At 63.5% G+C, this 17,201-nt stretch carries 16 protein-coding genes and 1 pseudogene; 10 read left to right on the top strand and 7 right to left on the bottom strand.

Annotation, left to right across the window (positions count from 1 at the left end; translation table 11 throughout):
* Positions 1–125: 125 nt before the first annotated feature.
* Positions 126–1,217 (bottom strand): chorismate synthase, encoded by a 1,092-nt coding sequence (aroC, locus tag ACI2KG_RS27685; RefSeq protein ID WP_404664068.1) that lies wholly within the window; start codon positions 1,215–1,217, stop codon positions 126–128.
* 497 nt (positions 1,218–1,714) lie between these two features.
* Here aroC and ACI2KG_RS27680 point away from each other — a divergent pair, with 497 nt between their 5' ends.
* Entirely contained in the window at positions 1,715–2,677 is a 963-nt protein-coding gene (locus ACI2KG_RS27680; RefSeq protein WP_404664067.1) for an alpha/beta hydrolase, read from the top strand.
* Positions 2,678–3,221: 544 nt separating this feature from the next.
* Positions 3,222–4,004: a hypothetical protein gene (locus ACI2KG_RS27675; protein WP_404664066.1), complete on the top strand. Its 783-nt coding sequence runs from the start codon at positions 3,222–3,224 to the stop codon at positions 4,002–4,004.
* Between the two features lie 149 nt (positions 4,005–4,153).
* Here ACI2KG_RS27675 and prmB read toward each other — a convergent pair whose 3' ends face one another.
* On the bottom strand, positions 4,154–5,062 hold the full coding sequence (gene prmB / locus ACI2KG_RS27670; RefSeq protein ID WP_404664065.1) for a 50S ribosomal protein L3 N(5)-glutamine methyltransferase: 909 nt from the start codon (positions 5,060–5,062) through the stop codon (positions 4,154–4,156).
* A 180-nt stretch (positions 5,063–5,242) separates the two neighbouring features.
* On the opposite strand from prmB, the gene ACI2KG_RS27665 reads away from it, so the two are divergent.
* The 5 genes from ACI2KG_RS27665 to ACI2KG_RS27645 all read left to right on the top strand — a co-directional run bounded on the left by ACI2KG_RS27665 (position 5,243) and on the right by ACI2KG_RS27645 (position 8,065).
* The gene (locus tag ACI2KG_RS27665) at positions 5,243–5,833 is read left to right on the top strand and encodes a cysteine hydrolase family protein (RefSeq protein ID WP_009683237.1); all 591 of its coding nucleotides are present in this window, start codon (positions 5,243–5,245) and stop codon (positions 5,831–5,833) included.
* Positions 5,834–5,918: 85 nt separating this feature from the next.
* Positions 5,919–6,239: a hypothetical protein gene (locus ACI2KG_RS27660; RefSeq protein ID WP_400621029.1), complete on the top strand. Its 321-nt coding sequence runs from the start codon at positions 5,919–5,921 to the stop codon at positions 6,237–6,239.
* Between the two features lie 218 nt (positions 6,240–6,457).
* Positions 6,458–7,018, top strand: a complete 561-nt coding sequence (locus ACI2KG_RS27655) for a Smr/MutS family protein (protein WP_110747924.1) — start codon at positions 6,458–6,460, stop codon at positions 7,016–7,018.
* Between the two features lie 69 nt (positions 7,019–7,087).
* Positions 7,088–7,633, top strand: coding sequence for a GTP cyclohydrolase I FolE (gene folE / locus ACI2KG_RS27650; protein ID WP_404664064.1), 546 nt, complete (start codon positions 7,088–7,090; stop codon positions 7,631–7,633).
* A gap of 60 nt (positions 7,634–7,693) precedes the next feature.
* Entirely contained in the window at positions 7,694–8,065 is a 372-nt protein-coding gene (locus ACI2KG_RS27645) for a glutaredoxin family protein (RefSeq protein WP_404664063.1), read from the top strand.
* Positions 8,066–8,225: 160 nt separating this feature from the next.
* On the opposite strand, the gene ACI2KG_RS27640 is transcribed toward ACI2KG_RS27645, so the two are convergent.
* Positions 8,226–8,828, bottom strand: a complete 603-nt coding sequence (locus ACI2KG_RS27640; RefSeq protein ID WP_404664062.1) for a glutathione S-transferase family protein — start codon at positions 8,826–8,828, stop codon at positions 8,226–8,228.
* 145 nt (positions 8,829–8,973) lie between these two features.
* Between ACI2KG_RS27640 and ACI2KG_RS27635 the strand changes: the two genes are divergently transcribed.
* The gene (locus ACI2KG_RS27635) at positions 8,974–10,164 is read left to right on the top strand and encodes a benzoate/H(+) symporter BenE family transporter (protein WP_404664061.1); all 1,191 of its coding nucleotides are present in this window, start codon (positions 8,974–8,976) and stop codon (positions 10,162–10,164) included.
* Between the two features lie 319 nt (positions 10,165–10,483).
* Here the strand turns inward: ACI2KG_RS27635 and ACI2KG_RS27630 are convergent, their stop codons facing one another.
* Both ACI2KG_RS27630 and ACI2KG_RS27625 read right to left on the bottom strand, forming a co-directional pair.
* Positions 10,484–11,347, bottom strand: coding sequence for a methyl-accepting chemotaxis protein (locus ACI2KG_RS27630; RefSeq protein WP_404664085.1), 864 nt, complete (start codon positions 11,345–11,347; stop codon positions 10,484–10,486).
* Positions 11,345–11,872 (bottom strand): annotated as a pseudogene (locus ACI2KG_RS27625) (HAMP domain-containing protein); the annotation flags it as partial. The gene ACI2KG_RS27630 and the pseudogene ACI2KG_RS27625, both read right to left, overlap by 3 nt.
* Before the next feature lie 955 nt (positions 11,873–12,827).
* Here ACI2KG_RS27625 and ACI2KG_RS27620 point away from each other — a divergent pair.
* Complete coding sequence (locus ACI2KG_RS27620) at positions 12,828–13,571, top strand: hypothetical protein (protein ID WP_404664060.1); 744 nt, start codon at positions 12,828–12,830, stop codon at positions 13,569–13,571.
* Positions 13,572–13,915: 344 nt separating this feature from the next.
* On the opposite strand, the gene ACI2KG_RS27615 is transcribed toward ACI2KG_RS27620, so the two are convergent.
* Positions 13,916–14,677 carry an SDR family oxidoreductase gene (locus ACI2KG_RS27615; RefSeq protein WP_404664059.1) on the bottom strand — a complete coding sequence of 254 codons (762 nt, stop codon included), beginning with the start codon at positions 14,675–14,677 and terminating at the stop codon, positions 13,916–13,918.
* 177 nt (positions 14,678–14,854) lie between these two features.
* Between ACI2KG_RS27615 and ACI2KG_RS27610 the strand changes: the two genes are divergently transcribed.
* Entirely contained in the window at positions 14,855–15,856 is a 1,002-nt protein-coding gene (locus ACI2KG_RS27610) for an NADP-dependent oxidoreductase (RefSeq protein ID WP_404664058.1), read from the top strand.
* A 388-nt stretch (positions 15,857–16,244) separates the two neighbouring features.
* Here ACI2KG_RS27610 and pyrF read toward each other — a convergent pair whose 3' ends face one another.
* Positions 16,245–16,946: an orotidine-5'-phosphate decarboxylase gene (gene pyrF / locus ACI2KG_RS27605; protein ID WP_012271070.1), complete on the bottom strand. Its 702-nt coding sequence runs from the start codon at positions 16,944–16,946 to the stop codon at positions 16,245–16,247.
* Between the last annotated feature and the right edge of the window lie 255 nt (positions 16,947–17,201).

Raw genomic sequence — 17,201 nt, 5'->3', positions numbered from 1 at the left:
GCCTTGTGGGGACCTGGGCCGGCCCTATCGCCGGCAAGCCAGCTCCCACAGGTCCCCCACAGTAGTCAAGCCTGAGGTAAACCTGTGGGAGCTGGCTTGCCGGCGATAGGGCCGGTGCAGGCGAATCAGAGCTGGCCCAGCACCGGGGTATTCACGTTCACGTCAGCATTCTGTGCCCGGTGGCGCAGCAGGTGGTCCAACAGCGCAATGGCCATCATGGCCTCGGCAATCGGCGTGGCGCGGATGCCCACGCACGGGTCGTGGCGGCCCTTGGTGATGACGTCCACCGGGTTGCCATCGACGTCGATCGAGCGGCCCGGGGTGGTGATGCTGGAGGTCGGCTTGAGTGCCAGGTGGGCAACGATCGGCTGGCCGGAAGAAATACCGCCCAGGATGCCGCCAGCGTTATTGCTGAGGAAGCCTTCCGGGGTCAGTTCGTCACGGTGCTCGGTACCGCGCTGGGCCACGCTGGCGAAGCCGGCGCCAATTTCCACGCCCTTGACGGCGTTGATGCTCATCAGCGCATGGGCCAGTTCGGCGTCCAGGCGGTCGAAAATAGGCTCGCCCAGGCCAGGCATGACGCCTTCGGCGACCACGGTGATCTTGGCGCCTACCGAGTCCTGGTCACGGCGCAGCTGGTCCATGTAGGCCTCAAGCTCGGGCACTTTGCTGGGGTCGGGGCTGAAGAAGGCGTTCTGCTCTACCGACTCCCAGGTCTTGAACGGGATTTCGATCGGGCCAAGCTGGCTCATGTAGCCGCGCACGGTGATGCCCTGGCTGGCCAGGTACTTCTTGGCAATGGCGCCGGCCGCCACGCGCATGGCGGTTTCGCGGGCCGAGCTGCGGCCACCGCCGCGGTAGTCGCGGATGCCGTACTTGTGGTGGTAGGTGTAGTCGGCGTGGGCCGGGCGGAACAGGTCCTTGATCGCCGAGTAGTCTTTGGACTTCTGGTCGGTGTTGCGGATCAGCAGGCCGATCGAGCAACCGGTGGTGCGGCCTTCGAACACGCCGGAGAGGATTTCCACCTCGTCGGCTTCCTGGCGCTGGGTGGTATGCCGGCTGGTGCCGGGCTTGCGCCGGTCGAGGTCGTGCTGCAGGTCGGCGAGGGAAATTTCCAGGCCCGGAGGGCATCCATCGACAATGGCGACCAACGCCGGGCCATGGCTCTCGCCAGCGGTGGTGACAGTGAACAGCTTGCCGTAGGTATTGCCGGACATGGACGCTCCGCGAGATCTGCCTGAAAGGGGTGAAGGCGGCAGTATACAGATGGATTGGTTGTCTGTGAGGGCCCTATCGCCGGCAAGCCAGCTCCCACAGGATCGCCACAGATCCAAATACTGTGTAATACCTGTGAGCGGCTGATTGTCTGTGAGGGCCCTATCGCCGGCAAGCCAGCTCCCACAGGATCGCCACAGATCCAAATACTGTGTAATACCTGTGAGCGGCTGATTGTCTGTGAGGGCCCTATCGCCGGCAAGCCAGCTCCCGCAGGATCGCCACAGATCCAAATACTGTGTAATACCTGTGAGCGGCTGATTGTCTGTGAGGGCTCTTTTGCTGGCAAGCCAGAGCTCCCACAGGTACCCACAGTATTCAGGTCTGAGGTAATCCTGTGGGAGCTGGCTTGCCGGCGATAGGGCCAAGCCTGCCATGCGCCCCCGAGAACCTTCCCGCAAACATTGGGTCAAACCGACATCTCCCCATGTAGTACCGCATGATGTCGCGCCTCGTCGCCTTGTTATTCCTGCTGTGCACCGGCCTGGCCCAGGCCGCCGCCCCCACCGTGCTGCAACGCCCGATCGACCTCGACACCGGCCAGGGTGTGCTGCACGGCAGCCTGCTACTGCCGCAACAGGCCACCCCGCCACCCGTGGTGCTGATCATTGCCGGCTCCGGCCCCACCGACCGCGACGGCAACAACCCGGCTTCCGGCAGGGTCGACAACCTCAAGCGCCTGGCCCTGCTACTGGCCAGCGAGCACATCGCCAGCGTGCGCTACGACAAGCGTGGTGTCGCCGCCAGCCAACCGGCCACCCCCGACGAACGTGACCTCAGCGTGGAGCGTTACGTGGCCGATGTGGTCGCCTGGAGCCACAAGCTCAAGGCCGACCCGCGCTTCGGGCCGCTGATTCTGATCGGCCACAGCGAAGGGGCATTGATCGCCAGCCTGGCCGCCGAACAGGCCGGCGCCAGCGCGGTCATTACCCTGGCCGGCAGTGGCCGGCCACTGGCCGATGTGCTGCGCGAGCAACTGGCCCAGCGCCTGCCACCGGCGCAACTGGCCGGTGGCAGCGCCCTGCTCGACCGCCTGCAAGCCGGGCAGACCAGCCTGGAAGTGCCGGCCCCCCTGCGCCAGGTGTTCCGCCCCAGTGTGCAGCCGTACCTGATTTCGCTGTTCCAGCAAAACCCCGCCGCCGCCTTCGCCCGCCTGCCCATGCCGGCGCTGATCGTGCAGGGGCGCAACGACGTGCAAGTGGACGTGGCCGATGCCGAACGCCTGAAGGCCGCCAAGCCGGATGCCCAGCTGGTGCTGATCGACGGCATGAACCACATGCTGCGCATCAGCCCCAAGGGCATGAGCCAGCAGCGCGACAGCTACCTCAACCCCGAATTGCCACTGGCGCGCGAGCTGGGTGAGCGAATTGTGACGTTCATCCAGCATTTGCCTTCGGCCTGAGCCTCAGGTCCTGGCCAATACGGCCGATAATTTCGGTATTAGCGGATCTTTGGGGCCGCTAACGCGGCCCATCGCCGGCAAGCCAGCTCCCACAGGATCACCACAGGCCCAAATGTCCTGCGATCCCTGTGGCAGCTCCCACAGGATCACCACAGGCCCAGATGTCCTGAGATCCCTGTGGCAGCTCCCACAGGATCACCACAGGCCCAGATGTCCTGCGATCCCTGTGGCAGCTCCCACAGGATCACCACAGGCCCAAATGTCCTGCGATCCCTGTGGCAGCTCCTACAGGATCACCACAGGCCCAGATGTCCTGCGACCCCTGTGGCAGCTCCTACAGGATCACCACAGGCCCAGATGTCCTGCGACCCCTGTGGCAGCTCCTACAGGATCACCACAGGCCCAGATGTCCTGCGACCCTTGTAGGAGCTCCCACAGGATCACCACAGGCCTGAATGCCCTGCGATCCCTGTGGGAGCTGGCTTGCCGGCGATGGGCTGCGCAGCAGCCCCAACCGCCTGCCCGTACCTAAGGACAAGCCCTGATGACCATCGCCCCCGCCGCCGTAGAGCCGGCCGAAGAACCCCAGGAACACCCTGCCCTGCCCTGGGCCGACTTGAGCCCAGAGCACTTCCAGCTGCTGCGCCTGGCCGCCCTGCCCACCGACCGCAGTACCGGCGCACGGCCGCTGCGTTTTGTGCAGTTCGGCTACGCCGAGCGCCACGACAAGGCGCACAGCCTGCTGCGCATGGAAATTACCCTGCCCGGGCAAAAAGTGCACAAGCAACAGAACCGCCTGGACATCCGCGTCGACCATGCCGAACACCGGGTGCGCATAGGCAGTGAACAGGGCCTGCAGCTGGAACCGGCCAACCGTGGCCTGGGCCGATACATGCTGGCCCAGGCCGCACAATGGCTGCAGCGCAAGTGGCCGCATTACCAGGTAGAGGGCATGACCCTGCCGAACAAGGATGCACTGAACGAGGACTCACGCCTGCGCCGTGACCACTGCTTGCGCGGGGTGGGGATCGAGGTGCAGTACGAGGACAGCCAGCACCTGAAGGGCCGTACCGTGGAAATGACGGTGGGCCAGCTGAAGGCCGCCTGGAGCAACGAACGCTTGCAGCGGGTGGATATTCTGGATGCTGCCAACCTGTTGCAGCAGGCAGACCAGCAACTGCAGGAGAAAGACGCACAGCTGCGCGAGCGTGATGAGCGGGTGGCCAAGTACCGGCGTGAAGATGGCGGGTTGCGTTTTACCATCACCTGCCTGGTGGCGTTTGCGGTGTTTCAGGCGGGGTTGTTGATCTGGATTGCTACCCGCTGAGACCGCGTTAGCAGCCGGAATTGGGGCCGCTTTGCGGCCCATCGCGACACAAGGCCGCTCCTACAGGGGACCGCGCAAGCATGGGGCAACGCATCACCCTGTAGGAGCGGCCTTGTGTCGCGATGGGCTGCAAAGCAGCCCCAAATGGCTCAGACGCGGGCCTTGAACAGTTGCTGATGCTGACGGCACTGTTCAGCCGTCAGCATGAACACCCCATGCCCGCCACGCTCGAACTCCAGCCAGGCAAAGTCCACCTCGGGGTACAACGCCTCGACATGCACCTGGCTGTTGCCCACCTCGACGATCAGCAAGCCCTTGTCGGTCAGGTGGTCGGCCGCTTCGGCCAGCATGCGCCGCACCAGGTCCAGGCCGTCGTTGCCACAGGCCAGGCCCAGCTCCGGCTCGTGGTGGTACTCGGCCGGCATGTCGTCGAAGTCTTCGGCATCGACATACGGCGGGTTGGACAGGATCAGGTCGAAACGCTGCCCCGGCAGGCCGGCAAAGCCGTCGCCCTGCACGGTGTACACACGGGTGTCCAGGCCATGGCGCTCGATGTTCTGGTTGGCCACTTCAAGGGCCGGGAACGACAGGTCGGCCAGCACCACCTCGGCCTCGGGGAACACATCAGCGGCCACGATGCCGATGCAGCCCGAACCGGTGCACAGGTCGAGGATGCGTGCCGGCTCGCTGGCCAGCCACGGCTCGAAGCGTTTTTCGATCAGTTCGCCAATCGGTGAACGCGGCACCAGCACGCGCTGGTCGACAATGAACGACATACCGCAGAACCACGCCTCGCCCAGCAGGTAGGCGGCCGGCACGCGCTCTTCGATGCGGCGCTTGAGCAGGTGCTGCAGGCGTACCCGCTCGTCGTCTTCAAGCATGCAGTCCAGGTAGCTGTCGGCCACCTCCCATGGCAGGTGCACCGCACCCAGCACCAGCAGGCGGGCCTCGTCCCAGGCGTTGTCGGCGCCGTGGCCGAAGAACAGGTCGTGCTCGTGGAAGCGGCTGACCGCCCAGCGGATGTAGTCGCGCAGCGTGCGCAGACGGGATGTGATCACGGGGTACTCCTAATTCAGATCGACCAAAAGTCTAACAGCCCGGGGCACACATTTGTTCCATCCGATCGTCCCAAAGCTAGCCACAAGCCAGTAACCATGCCACTTGCGTTGTCAACCATTCCCATTGGCGCCAATGCAGGGGAGAATAGGTGTACAAAAGCCCTGCTCAAGGAGCCATTGATGTCCGTTCCAACCACGATGTTCCGCCTCACTGGCCGCGACTACCCGCCGGCCAAGCTGAGCCACGCCAGCCTGATCATCATCGATGCGCAAAAGGAGTACCTCAGCGGTCCCTTGCAACTGTCGGGCATGGACGAGGCCGTGGCCAACATCGCCAGGTTGCTCGACGCGGCGCGCAAGAGCGGCCGCCCGATCATCCATGTTCGCCACCTGGGCACGGTCGGTGGCCGGTTTGACCCACAGGGGCCAGCTGGCCAGTTCATTCCAGGGCTGGAGCCACTGGAAGGCGAAATCGTCATCGAAAAGCGCATGCCCAACGCATTCAAGAACACCAAACTGCACGAAACGCTGCAGGAGCTGGGCCACCTGGACCTGATCGTCTGCGGTTTCATGAGCCACTCCAGCGTCAGCACTACCGTTCGCCGCGCCAAGGACTATGGTTACCGGTGCACGCTGGTGGAAGACGCCTCGGCAACCCGCGACCTGGCGTTCAAGGACGGGGTTATCCCGGCGGCACAGATTCACCAGTGCGAAATGGCCGTGATGGCCGACAACTTCGCTTGCGTGGCACCCACCGCCAGCCTGATCTGAAGCGCGGGCATGACCGCCCGGCAGCCGGGCGGAACCCGATGGGCGGCAGCAGGTCGAATTCCGGATATCCACAGAGGAGAGCGGAATGAAGCTTAAAGGCAGTTTCGACGCCAAGCGCCTGCGCCCGCGCCAACCGCGTAATTGGGGTGCCCGCCTGGCGGCCGGCCTGTCGGCCCTGCTAGCGACCCTGGGCGTGCTGCTGGCCATGGCCGGCGTCGCCGGCCTGCTGGGCAACTACCCTGCCCTGCAGGAACTCAATGCCAACAAACCGTTGTCCAGCGTGCTTGCCGTGGCAGGCCTGCTGCTGCTGTGGCTGGGTGTGCGCTTCTGGCGGCGCAGCCGTATTCGTTTGCGCCGCGGGCGGGAGCTGAACCTGTCGCCGCACCTGATGAAAAAACACGACTGATCGCCATGGGCTGACACGGTCCCTGTAGGAGCGGCCTTGTGTCGCGAAAGGGGTGCGAAGCGCCCCTAACGATTTCAGCTTCGCCGCAAATATTGCCGGGACCGCTTTGCGGTCCTTTCGCGACACAAGGCCGCTCCTACAAGGGGGCCAATCGGGCCTGACGGAGCTGCACACCGCCCCACAGTCGCGTAAACTACGCCGCCCCACGTGGAGGCATCATGCAAGACGACGATTTTTCCCTGTTCAAGGCCGAAGTGCGCGGCGTCAAGCCGATCCGCCATGACCGCGCCGAAGTCGGCAAGCCCAAGGCCGACCGCCAGCAGCTGGCCGGCCTGCGCCAGGCGGCGACTGTACGCAGTGACAAGGCCCTGGTCATCGACGGCATGTCCGACCAGTTCGTCATCGACGTGGGCGCCGAAGACGAGCTGATGTGGCGCCGCGACGGCGTGCAGGAAACCCAGCTGCGCAAGCTCAAGCTGGGGCAGATTCCGTTCGAAGGCAGCCTCGACCTGCACGGCATGACCGTGGAAAAGGCGCGCGAAACCCTGTGGGACTTCATCGCCGAAGCCACCAAGCTGGAAGTGCGCTGCGTCCGCGTGACCCACGGCAAGGCCGCACGCCTGGACGGCAAGCGCCCGATGATCAAGAGCCACGTCAACACCTGGCTGCGCCAGCACCCGCAAGTGCTCGGTTTTGCCTCGTGCAGCGCCCGCCACGGCGGCACTGGCGCGGTGTATGTGATGCTCAAGCGAACCATGCTCGAAGGCCGCGACGAGTAACGCCGCGCTTGCAGCGCCGCGCGCACCGCCGTACCCTTCGTTTTTGCGATTTTTTCCCAAGGTAGATCCATGTCCCTGGAACAGAACTACACCGAGATCCTCAGCCAGCTTGGCGAGGACGTCTCCCGTGAGGGCCTGCTCGACACGCCCAAGCGGGCTGCAAAGGCGATGAAGTACCTTTGCCGCGGTTATGAGCAAACACTGGAAGAAGTGACCAACAACGCGTTGTTCAGCTCTGACAACAGCGAAATGGTGCTGGTCCGGGACATCGAGCTGTATTCGATGTGCGAACACCACATGCTGCCGTTCATCGGCAAGGCGCACGTGGCCTACCTGCCCAAGGGCAAGGTCCTGGGCCTGTCGAAGGTCGCGCGCATCGTCGACATGTTCGCCCGCCGCCTGCAGATCCAGGAAAACCTCAGCCGCCAGATCGCCGAGGCGGTACAGACGGTTACCGGCGCCGCCGGCGTGGCCGTGGTGATCGAAGCCAAGCACATGTGCATGATGATGCGCGGTGTGGAAAAACAGAATTCGACCATGATCACCTCGGTGATGCTGGGTGAGTTCCGCGAAAACGCCGCTACCCGCAGCGAGTTCCTCAGCCTGATCAAGTGATTGGCTGCTGACCCCGAGCCGACCCTTGCGGGTCGGCTTTTTGCATTTCAGGAGTTGCCCATGATCGTCAAAGCCCTGCGGGTTGGCCTCGGCCAGCTCATCGTGTTCGGTGACTGGCTCAGCCGCCCGGCCAAGCGCAAGCGCGACGCCGCCGCCCAGGCCCGCGTCGAGCAAGCGGCCAAGGGCCTGGCGCTGTACCAGTTCCATGCCTGCCCGTTCTGCGTAAAGACCCGCCGCACCCTGCACCGCCTGAACGTGCCGGTGGCGCTGCGCGATGCCAAGAACGACCCGGTGCACCGTCAGGCCCTGCAGGAGGGTGGCGGCCGGGTGAAAGTGCCGTGCCTGCGCATTGAAGAGGGCGGCAAGGTGACCTGGATGTATGAGTCCAAGGCCATCATTGCTTACCTGGATGAGCGGTTTTCCGCCATCTAATTACCGCGATCGACCTGTAGGAGCGGCCTTGTGTCGCGATCGGGCCGCAAAGCGGCCCCAGCAATTTATGCAGTGATGCCAAAATCCTGGGGGCGCTTCGCACCCCTATCGCGACACAAGGCCGCTCCTACAGGGGGCGAAGTTTGCTTCAGAAAGGTGCTTAGCCCACCATCGGCACATGCCTAGGGTGGCTGGCAACCCGCTCCAGCCAGGCCCTTACCGCCGGGTACTCGGCCAGGTCAAAGCCCCCCTGCTGCGCCACATGGGTGTAGGCATACAACGCCACATCGGCAATCGAATACCGCTCACCGACCAGGTACGGGGTCATTTGCAGTTGGCGTTCCATCACCCTCAACGCCTTGTAACCACCCTTGTGCAGCTTGCGGTATTCCTCCACGCGCTCGTCCGGCAGGCCCAGGTAAAACTGGATGAAACGCGCCACGGCAATGTACGGCTCATGGCTGTACTGCTCGAAGAACTGCCACTGCAACACCTGGGTACGCAGGCGCGGCTCGCTGGGCAAGAACTCGCTACCATCGGCAAGGAAGTTGAGAATGGCATTGGACTCCCACAGGTAGCTGCCGTCCTCCAGCTCCAGCACCGGCACCTTGCCGTTGGGGTTCATCGCCAGAAACTCGGGCGTTTCGGTTTCGCCCTTGAGGATATCCACCGGCTGCCATTCATACGGCCGGCCCAGCAGGCTAAGCATCAGCTTGACCTTGTAGCAGTTGCCCGACTGGTAGTCGCCATAGACCTTGTACATCGCCCCTCCACTGCCAAGCAGTTCTGCAATTACGCCCAATAGTTGGTGACTGTACGGCTAAATGCAATGGCCGCTGTATGGCAAGGATCAACCTTGCCCGCTGTAGTCTGAAAAAACTGCTTACACCTTTACAAGGATTTTGTTCATGACCGATGCCACTTCCGCACGCCTGCGGCCCCTGGCAGATACCTCTCCGTCGGCGGTGGTCGCCGGCTTCATTGCCATGCTCACCGGCTATACCAGTTCGCTGGTGCTGATGTTTCAGGCCGGCCAGGCCGCCGGGCTGACCACTGCGCAAATTTCGTCGTGGATCTGGGCACTGTCGATCGGCATGGCGGTGTGCAGCATCGGCCTGTCGCTGCGCTACCGCACGCCGATCACCATCGCCTGGTCCACCCCCGGCGCGGCGTTGCTGATCACCAGCCTGGGCGGGGTCAGTTATGGCGAGGCGATTGGTGCCTACATTACCTGCGCCGTGCTGGTGCTGGTGTGCGGCCTGACCGGCAGTTTCGAGCGCCTGGTCAAGCGCATTCCGGCTTCGCTGGCCTCGGCCTTGCTGGCGGGTATCCTGTTCAAGATCGGCAGCGAAATCTTTGTGGCCGCGCAGCACCGTACCGTGCTGGTGCTGGGCATGTTCTTCAGCTACCTGCTGGTCAAGCGCCTGTCGCCGCGCTATTGCGTGCTGGCCGCGCTGCTGGTGGGCACGGCGTTGTCGGGCGCACTGGGCTTGCTGGACTTCAGCGGCTTCCACCTGGAAGTGGCCAAGCCGGTGTGGACCACGCCAAGCTTCTCGCTGGCGGCCACCATCAGTATTGGCATTCCGCTGTTCGTGGTGGCGATGACCTCGCAGAACATGCCCGGCGTAGCCGTGCTGCGGGCTGACGGCTACCAGGTGCCAGCCTCGCCGCTGATTTCGGCCACCGGGTTTGCCTCGCTGCTGCTGGCGCCGTTTGGCTCGCACGGGGTCAACCTGGCGGCGATCAGCGCGGCCATCTGCACCGGGCCGCATGCCCATGAAGACCCAAGCAAGCGCTACACCGCAGCGGTGTGGTGCGGGATTTTCTACGGCATCGCCGGGGTGTTTGGGGCGACCCTGGCAGCGCTGTTTGCCGCATTGCCGAAAGAACTGGTGCTGTCGATTGCGGCACTGGCGCTGTTTGGTTCGATCATGAACGGGCTGACCGTGGCCATGAGCGAAGCGCGCGAGCGTGAGGCGGCGGTGATTACCTTTATGGTGACGGCTTCGGGGCTGACCCTGTTCTCGATCGGGTCGGCGTTCTGGGGGATTGTGGCGGGGGTTTTGGCCCTGTTGATACTTAACCCGCGCAAGGCCTGAAGGTACTTTGTTGTCTGTTCTGGCCTCTTCGCGGGTGAACCCGCTCCTACAGGGATCTCACAGGGCCTGAGGGCGGTGGAGAACCTGTGTCCTCCACCAGCACCGGCACTTGTAGGAGCGGCCTTGTGTCGCGATGGGCTGCGAAGCGGCCCCGGCAATTTGTGCATCTGTGCGGAGACCTTGGGGCTGCTGCGCAGCCCATCGCGACGCAAGGCCGCTCCTACAGGTTCTGTATCTGCCTTGAGTGTGATGCAGGCCAGGTGGGAGCGGGTTTACCCGCGAAGAGGCCCGCACAGGCGACAACCTGACCAGGCCCTAATCACAACCTGAAATGCCCCACCATCCCCTTCAAGTCAGTCCCCAACTGCGCCAGCTCGACACTTGACCGGGCATTGTCCTGCATCGCCAAGGCCGCCTGGTCGGCACTGCCGCGAATCTGCGTGACGCTGCGGCTGATCTCTTCCGCCACCGAACTCTGCTGCTCGGCTGCCGCAGCAATCTGCTGGTTCATCTGCTGAATCAACGACACCGCCGCGGCAATGCTGCCCAGCGCACTTTCAGTCTGCAACGCGTCGGCCACGGCCAGGCGCACCAGGTCAGTACTGCCGCGGATCTGCGCCACCGACTGCTGGGCGTTACCGCGCAAGCTGGCAACCAGGGTTTCGATCTGCTCGGTCGACTGCCGCGTACGCCGGGCCAATGCACGCACCTCATCGGCGACCACGGCAAAACCCCGCCCCTGTTCCCCGGCCCGGGCCGCTTCGATGGCGGCGTTCAGCGCCAGCAAGTTGGTTTGTTCGGCCACGCTCTTGATTACTTCCAGCACGCCGCCAATGGTGTGGATTTCGGCACTGAGGCTATCGATGCCGGCACTGGCGGTTTCGGCTGCCGCCGCCAGCTGCTCGATGCGCTGCATGCTCTGGCGCACCACCTGCTGCCCCCAGCCGACCTTTTCATCCGCCGCCTCGGCCGCTTGCGCCGCTTGCTCGGCATTGCGCGCAACATCGTGCACGGTGGCGGTCATCTGCTGCATGGCCGTGGCGACCTGTTCGGTTTCTTCCTTCTGGCTGCCCACCTCGCGGTTGGTCTGCTCGGTGACTGCCGACAATGCCTGGGCATTACCGGCCAGTTGCTCGATGCCCTGCTGCAAACCGCTGACAATCCCCGAAAGCCCCGCCGCCATCTGCTGCATCGCCTGCATCAGCTGGCCGACTTCGTCACGGCGCGGCACCTGGGCATCAAACGCCAGTTCGCCGGCCGCTATGCGCTGGGCGCGGGCAATGACGTGCTTCAGCGGGGCCACCACCGCGCGGGTAATCAGCCAGGCCGCCAGCACGCCGACCAGCAGCGCCAGCGCCGTGGCCAGGCCGATGGCCACGGCATTGCGCTGCAGTTCGCCCTGCAATGCCTGCTGCTGCCCCAGATAAGCCTGGTCGACCTTGCCAGTGACCTGCTCGGCACTGGCCTGCAACTGCGCTTTCAGCCCCTGTTCCCGGGCCAGCTGGTCGGTGTATTCGTTGAGTTTTTCCGAGAAGCTGCCAATGTGCCCGGCCACTTCACCCAGTACACTCTGGTAGCCGGCATCACCTACCGCGCCCTGCAGTTGGCCCACCAGGCTGGCCGCCTCGACGGTTTGCGCAATGCGCTCTTGGCCCAGGCCCTCCTCGCCTTTGCGGCTTTTTTCCAGGCGTACCCGCGCCTCGTCCATGGCCTGCAGCATCAGCCGCGACACCTGCGCCACCTGAGCGGCCTGTTCAAGGAACTCGCCGCCCTGCTGGCCCTGGGACTGCTTGAGGGTGTACACGCCATCATCGGCCAGGCCGGCCTGCAGCACATCCAGGTTATTGGCCACGCTCGACACCGACCAGCTGGCCATGTCCAGCGCCAGCTCTTTGGCCTGCACCGCCTCGACAAATGCCTCGAATGCCTGGCCGTACGCCGCCAGGTCGGCTTCTGCCGCCGCCAGCGCCGGCAGGCCCCGGGCGCGCTCGGCCAGCCCCTGCAAGCCGCTGCGCAAGGCCTCGGCCTGCTGCAGGTCGGAGCGCAGGGCAAAGGCCTGCTCATGCTGGCGCAAGCGCAGCAGGTCGGTATTGAACTGGGCCAGCTGGCGCAAACTGTCGAAGCGCTGGCCAACACTGTGCAACGCCGCGATGCCAATGGCCGCCACCGCCACGGTCAGCAGCAGCACAAGGGCAAAGCCCAGGCCGAGTTTGCGGGCCATGCCCAGGTTGGCCAGCACACCGTGCTTGCTCGCGCCCATCACCGATCCCCTTTCAGCCTGTGAGGTATCCCAGCCCCAAGGGTGGCAACCTTGCCAGCCGGTGAACAAGGGGGTGGCGCCAGAATAGTGTCAAATAGCTATGTCTTGTCGTTTTTGGCTGTATCGAGGTCGGTTTTGCCAGGCGCTGCGGCTGCCATCAACAAGCCATGAATTTTAGCCAACACGCTGCCATGCGCGGGCCAATGTGCCAATCAAATGGAAGCAAACTTATCTGCAAGTTATTCCAATTGCCTATTTATATAGCCACTTTGACGCCATTAATTTTGCGCCAATAGTGGGGCAAGAAAAAATATTAAATTGCCACTATCGAATTAAAAAACAGCGCTATCGTGATCGATAACTGGCCCGCCCTTCGGACCCGTAGCGCCCCCTGGAGCTTTTCATGAAAACAGCCCTGCTTACTGCTGTGGTCGCCCCGTTGCTGCTTGTTGCGCTCCCGACGGTGGGGCATGCCGAAACTTCCACGGCACCGTTATTAACCCTTGGCCTGCAGGGAAGTTATACCCAGTTGGAGTTGAACGGGCGCGGCAATGATACCGAGCATATGCCTGAAGGCGGGCTGTTCATTAATTACGGCAACAAGATGACGGCCAAAGAAGGCCCGATTTACCACGCCGAAGCCAGCGGCATGTACTCGAAAAAGCAGAGCCAGAAGCTGAAGGACGGCCAGGCCGACCTGGACCTGGGCTGGCGGCTGGCCGTGGCCGAGCGCCAGTCCCTCGACCTATTGGTGGGTGCCGGCTACAAATGGAACCGGCTTTCACCCAATACCAGCAGGTACGACGTCGACCTCACCAACCGCACACCGTTCGCCAAGCTTGCAGCGGGTTACAACTACCGTTTCAATAATGCCACGTTGCGCTTTGAAGCCGGTATACGCCACGTTATCAATGGCGATTCGCAATTGGAAATACATGGCATCAGCAGCGAAGACGTTGATTTGAATGACACCAGTAACCCGTTTGCCGAACTGAGTGTGCTGTTTAACCAACACGGCAGCGTGCCGATACTCGCCTCGCTTTACTTCAGCCGATATAACTATGAACTGGACGGGCAGTTCTTGATGACAGACTCGGATGAACAGACTCGCGATGAGTATGGGGTGAAAGTGGGTGTCAGTTTTTAACTGGCGCGGGCTTGCCTTGAAATGTTGGGTGCCTTTGAGATCGAGCGCCGCCCGCGCGGCGCTTCGCGGGGCAAGCCCGCTCCCACAGTCTGTTTCGGGCCAATCACTCCTGTAAGTTCACCGCTGGCCGCCTTGTTTGCTCCATTCGATATCGGCTGCGCTCATGCTCTTCATCAATCTCCAGCCATGCACCCAAGGTGCGAGTGCGCAGGTGACAGGAGTAACTGGCCCGAAACAGATGTGGGAGCGGGCTTGTCCCGCGAAGCGCCGCGCGGGCGGCGCTCGATCTCACAGGCACCCAACATTTCAAGGCAAGCCCGCGAATAGGCCCACACACCACCCGCTCAGATAGCCGTAGCCCCGCCATCCACCGTCAGGCAATGCCCGGTGGTAAACGCAGCACCGTCGCTACACAGGTACAACACGGCACTGGCAATTTCCTCGACCTTGCCGATGCGCCCCACCGGGTGCATGGCGGCAGCGAACTCGGCCTTGCGCGGGTCGGCTTCATAGGCGCGGCGGAACATGTCCGTGTCGATCACCGCCGGGCACACGGCATTCACGCGGATGCCCTTCTTGGCATACTCGATGGCCGCCGACTTGGTCAGGCCAATCACCGCATGTTTGCTGGCGCTGTAAATGCTCATCTTCGGCGCCGCCCCCAGGCCTGCCACCGAGGCGGTATTGACGATCACCCCGCCGCCCTGGGCCAGCAGCAATGGCAACTGGTACTTCATGCACAACCACACGCCCTTCACGTTCACGCCCATGATGGCGTCGAACTCTGCCTCGCTGCCTTCGGCCAGGCGGTGCTGTTCTATTTCGATACCGGCATTGTTGAAGGCGTAATCCAGCCGGCCATACGCCGCCATCAGGCGCTCGTGCAGCTGGCGCACTTCGGCGTCGCGGGTAACGTCACAGGCCATGAACAGCGCTTCGCCGCCCGCCGCCTGGATTAGCGCCACGGTGGCCTCGCCGCCGACCGGGTCCAGGTCGGCCACCACCACTTTCAGGCCCTGCCGGGCGAAGGCCAGGGCGGTCGCCCGGCCAATGCCGGCCGCAGCGCCGGTAACCAGGGCTACCTGGCCAGTAAAGGTCATGCTCATCGGGTGCTCCTGTGACGGTATGGTGGGGTTCCGAGCATAGTCAGGCACCGGCCGGCCGGGCAGCATCATCACCCCACCGGTTGGGCTACCATGCTTGTCAGTGATGTTAACGACCTGCCTTCATCAACAAGGTAGATTGAACGCCTGATTCCCTCCACTGCCCACAAGGACCCCGCCATGACCCAGACCAACCGCCGCTTCCTGCTTGCCAAACGCCCGGTCGGCGCCGTGCGCCGTGACGACTTCAGCTTCGAGACTGTGCCTGCCGAACAACCCGGCGAAGGCCAGGTGCTGGTGCGCAACCTGTACCTGTCGCTGGACCCGGCCATGCGTGGCTGGATGAACGAAGGCAAGTCCTACATCCCGCCTGTGGCCCTGGGCCAGGTGATGCGCGCGTTGGGCGTGGGTGAAGTGGTGGTCTCCAACCACCCGGGGTTCAAGCCGGGCGACCATGTGAGCGGTGCGCTGGGCGTGCAGGACTACTTTACCGGCGAGCCCCAGGGCCTGCACAAGATCGACCCCAACCTGGCGCCCCTGCCGCGCTACCTGTCGGCGCTGGGCATGACCGGCATGACCGCCTACTTTGCCCTGCTGGACGTCGGCCAGCCCAAGGCGGGCGACACCGTGGTGATTTCCGGCGCGGCCGGTGCGGTGGGCAGCATCGTCGGGCAAATAGCCAAGGTCAAAGGCTGCCGCGTGGTGGGCATTGCCGGCGGTGCGGAAAAGTGCCAGTACCTGCTGGATGAGCTGGGCTTTGACGGGGTGATCGACTACAAGGCCGAAGACGTGCTGGCCGGGCTGAAGCGTGAATGCCCGAAAGGTGTGGACGTGTATTTCGACAACGTGGGCGGCGACATCCTCGATGCAGTGCTGACGCGCATCAACTACAAGGCGCGCATCGTGATCTGCGGCGCGATCAGCCAGTACAACAACAAGGAAGCCGTGAAAGGCCCGGCCAACTACCTGTCGCTGCTGGTGAACCGTGCGCGCATGGAAGGCTTTGTGGTGATGGATTACAGCAAGGACTACGGCAAAGCCGCGCTGGAGATTGCCGGCTGGCTGGCCAGTGGGCAGGTGAAGAGCAAGGAAGATGTTGTGGAGGGGCTGGAAACCTTCCCTGAGACCTTGTTGAAGCTGTTCAGCGGGGAGAATTTTGGCAAGTTGGTGTTGAAGGTTTAAGCGCATGTTTGGCGATTTGCAGCGGCTGTGAGATCGAGCGCCGCCCGCGCGGCGCTTCGCGGCACAAGGCCGCTCCCACATCTGTTTCGGGCCAATTACTGCTGTGAGATCACCGCTGTCCGCCTTGTTTGTTCCCTTCGAGATCGAAGGGAGCGCCGCTGCTCTTCATCCATCCCCAGCCATGCACCCAGGGTGCGCGCGCCATCGGCACAGGAGTAACTGGCCCGAAACAGATGTGTGCGGCCTTGTGCCGCGAAGCGCCGCGCGGGCGGCGCTCGATCTCAAGAGCGCTGAAAATACCCCGCCGAACACCCTGCAGCCCAAATGCTTTCTCCATAAAAAAAGGCCAGCACTCGCGAGCTGGCCTTTCTCTCTAGCGCTGGGCTACTTACCCACGAATCTCCGCCACCACCGCCGCCAGCGCCTGCGCTGGGTCGGCAGCCTGGCTGATCGGGCGGCCGATTACCAGGTAATCGGAACCGGCATCCAGTGCCTGGCGCGGGGTGAGGATACGGCGCTGGTCATCCTGCGCGCTGCCCGCCGGGCGAATGCCCGGGGTCACCAGCTGCAGCGACGGGTGCGCCGCCTTCAATGCCGGGGCCTCCAGCGCCGAGCACACAAGGCCGTCCATGCCGGCCTTTTGTGCCAATGCCGCCAGGCGCAGCACTTGCTCTTGCGGGTCGACATCCAGGCCGATACCGGCCAGGTCTTCACGCTCCATGCTGGTCAGCACGGTTACGCCAATCAGCAACGGCTGCGGGCCGCTGCGCTTGGCCAGCTCTTCACGGCAGGCCGCCATCATGCGCAGGCCACCGGAGCAATGCACGTTGACCATCCATACACCCATCTCGGCCGCCGCTTTTACCGCCATGGCCGTGGTGTTGGGGATGTCGTGGAACTTGAGGTCCAGGAACACTTCGAAGCCCTTGTCACACAGGGTTTCGACAATGCCCGAAGCGCTGCTGGTGAACAGCTCTTTGCCAACCTTTACCCGGCACAGCGCAGGGTCAAGCTGGTCAGCCAGCTTCAGGGCGGCCTCACGGGTAGGGAAATCCAGGGCGACGATCAGGGGCGTCTGGCAGGCGGACATGGGCAGGGTCTCTTGGCAAGTCGAAAACGGCGCGCATTGTAAACGAAGTGGCGCAGGCTTTGGGGCCCGCGGGTCACGGAATTGGCCGGGCAAGGGCTAATGCCTTTCAGTTAAGCAGTTTGGGCTGACAGGTGCATGCCTTGAGATGTTGGGTGCCTGTGAGATCGAGCGCCGCCCGCGCGGCGCTTCGCGGCACAAGGCCGCTCCCACATCTGTTTCGGGCCAGTTACTCCTGCTTCCTCCGCACTCGCCCCC

The sequence above is a fragment of the Pseudomonas sp. NPDC089407 genome (genome assembly GCF_044900445.1).
Classification (GTDB): Bacteria; Pseudomonadota; Gammaproteobacteria; order Pseudomonadales; family Pseudomonadaceae; genus Aquipseudomonas.
Note: the sequence above shows the minus strand (reverse complement) of the source record. Positions and strands in the feature narration are given on the sequence as shown.

Coding starts and splice junctions, on each gene's coding strand:
- aroC (WP_404664068.1), bottom strand. CDS start 1,217: ATGTCCGGCAATACCTACGGCAAGCTGTTCACTGTCACCACCGCTGGC.
- ACI2KG_RS27680 (WP_404664067.1), top strand. CDS start 1,715: ATGATGTCGCGCCTCGTCGCCTTGTTATTCCTGCTGTGCACCGGCCTG.
- ACI2KG_RS27675 (WP_404664066.1), top strand. CDS start 3,222: ATGACCATCGCCCCCGCCGCCGTAGAGCCGGCCGAAGAACCCCAGGAA.
- ACI2KG_RS27665 (WP_009683237.1), top strand. CDS start 5,243: ATGTCCGTTCCAACCACGATGTTCCGCCTCACTGGCCGCGACTACCCG.
- ACI2KG_RS27660 (WP_400621029.1), top strand. CDS start 5,919: ATGAAGCTTAAAGGCAGTTTCGACGCCAAGCGCCTGCGCCCGCGCCAA.
- ACI2KG_RS27655 (WP_110747924.1), top strand. CDS start 6,458: ATGCAAGACGACGATTTTTCCCTGTTCAAGGCCGAAGTGCGCGGCGTC.
- folE (WP_404664064.1), top strand. CDS start 7,088: ATGTCCCTGGAACAGAACTACACCGAGATCCTCAGCCAGCTTGGCGAG.
- ACI2KG_RS27645 (WP_404664063.1), top strand. CDS start 7,694: ATGATCGTCAAAGCCCTGCGGGTTGGCCTCGGCCAGCTCATCGTGTTC.
- ACI2KG_RS27640 (WP_404664062.1), bottom strand. CDS start 8,828: ATGTACAAGGTCTATGGCGACTACCAGTCGGGCAACTGCTACAAGGTC.
- ACI2KG_RS27635 (WP_404664061.1), top strand. CDS start 8,974: ATGACCGATGCCACTTCCGCACGCCTGCGGCCCCTGGCAGATACCTCT.
- ACI2KG_RS27630 (WP_404664085.1), bottom strand. CDS start 11,347: ATGGCGGCGGGGCTTTCGGGGATTGTCAGCGGTTTGCAGCAGGGCATC.
- ACI2KG_RS27620 (WP_404664060.1), top strand. CDS start 12,828: ATGAAAACAGCCCTGCTTACTGCTGTGGTCGCCCCGTTGCTGCTTGTT.
- ACI2KG_RS27615 (WP_404664059.1), bottom strand. CDS start 14,677: ATGAGCATGACCTTTACTGGCCAGGTAGCCCTGGTTACCGGCGCTGCG.
- ACI2KG_RS27610 (WP_404664058.1), top strand. CDS start 14,855: ATGACCCAGACCAACCGCCGCTTCCTGCTTGCCAAACGCCCGGTCGGC.
- pyrF (WP_012271070.1), bottom strand. CDS start 16,946: ATGTCCGCCTGCCAGACGCCCCTGATCGTCGCCCTGGATTTCCCTACC.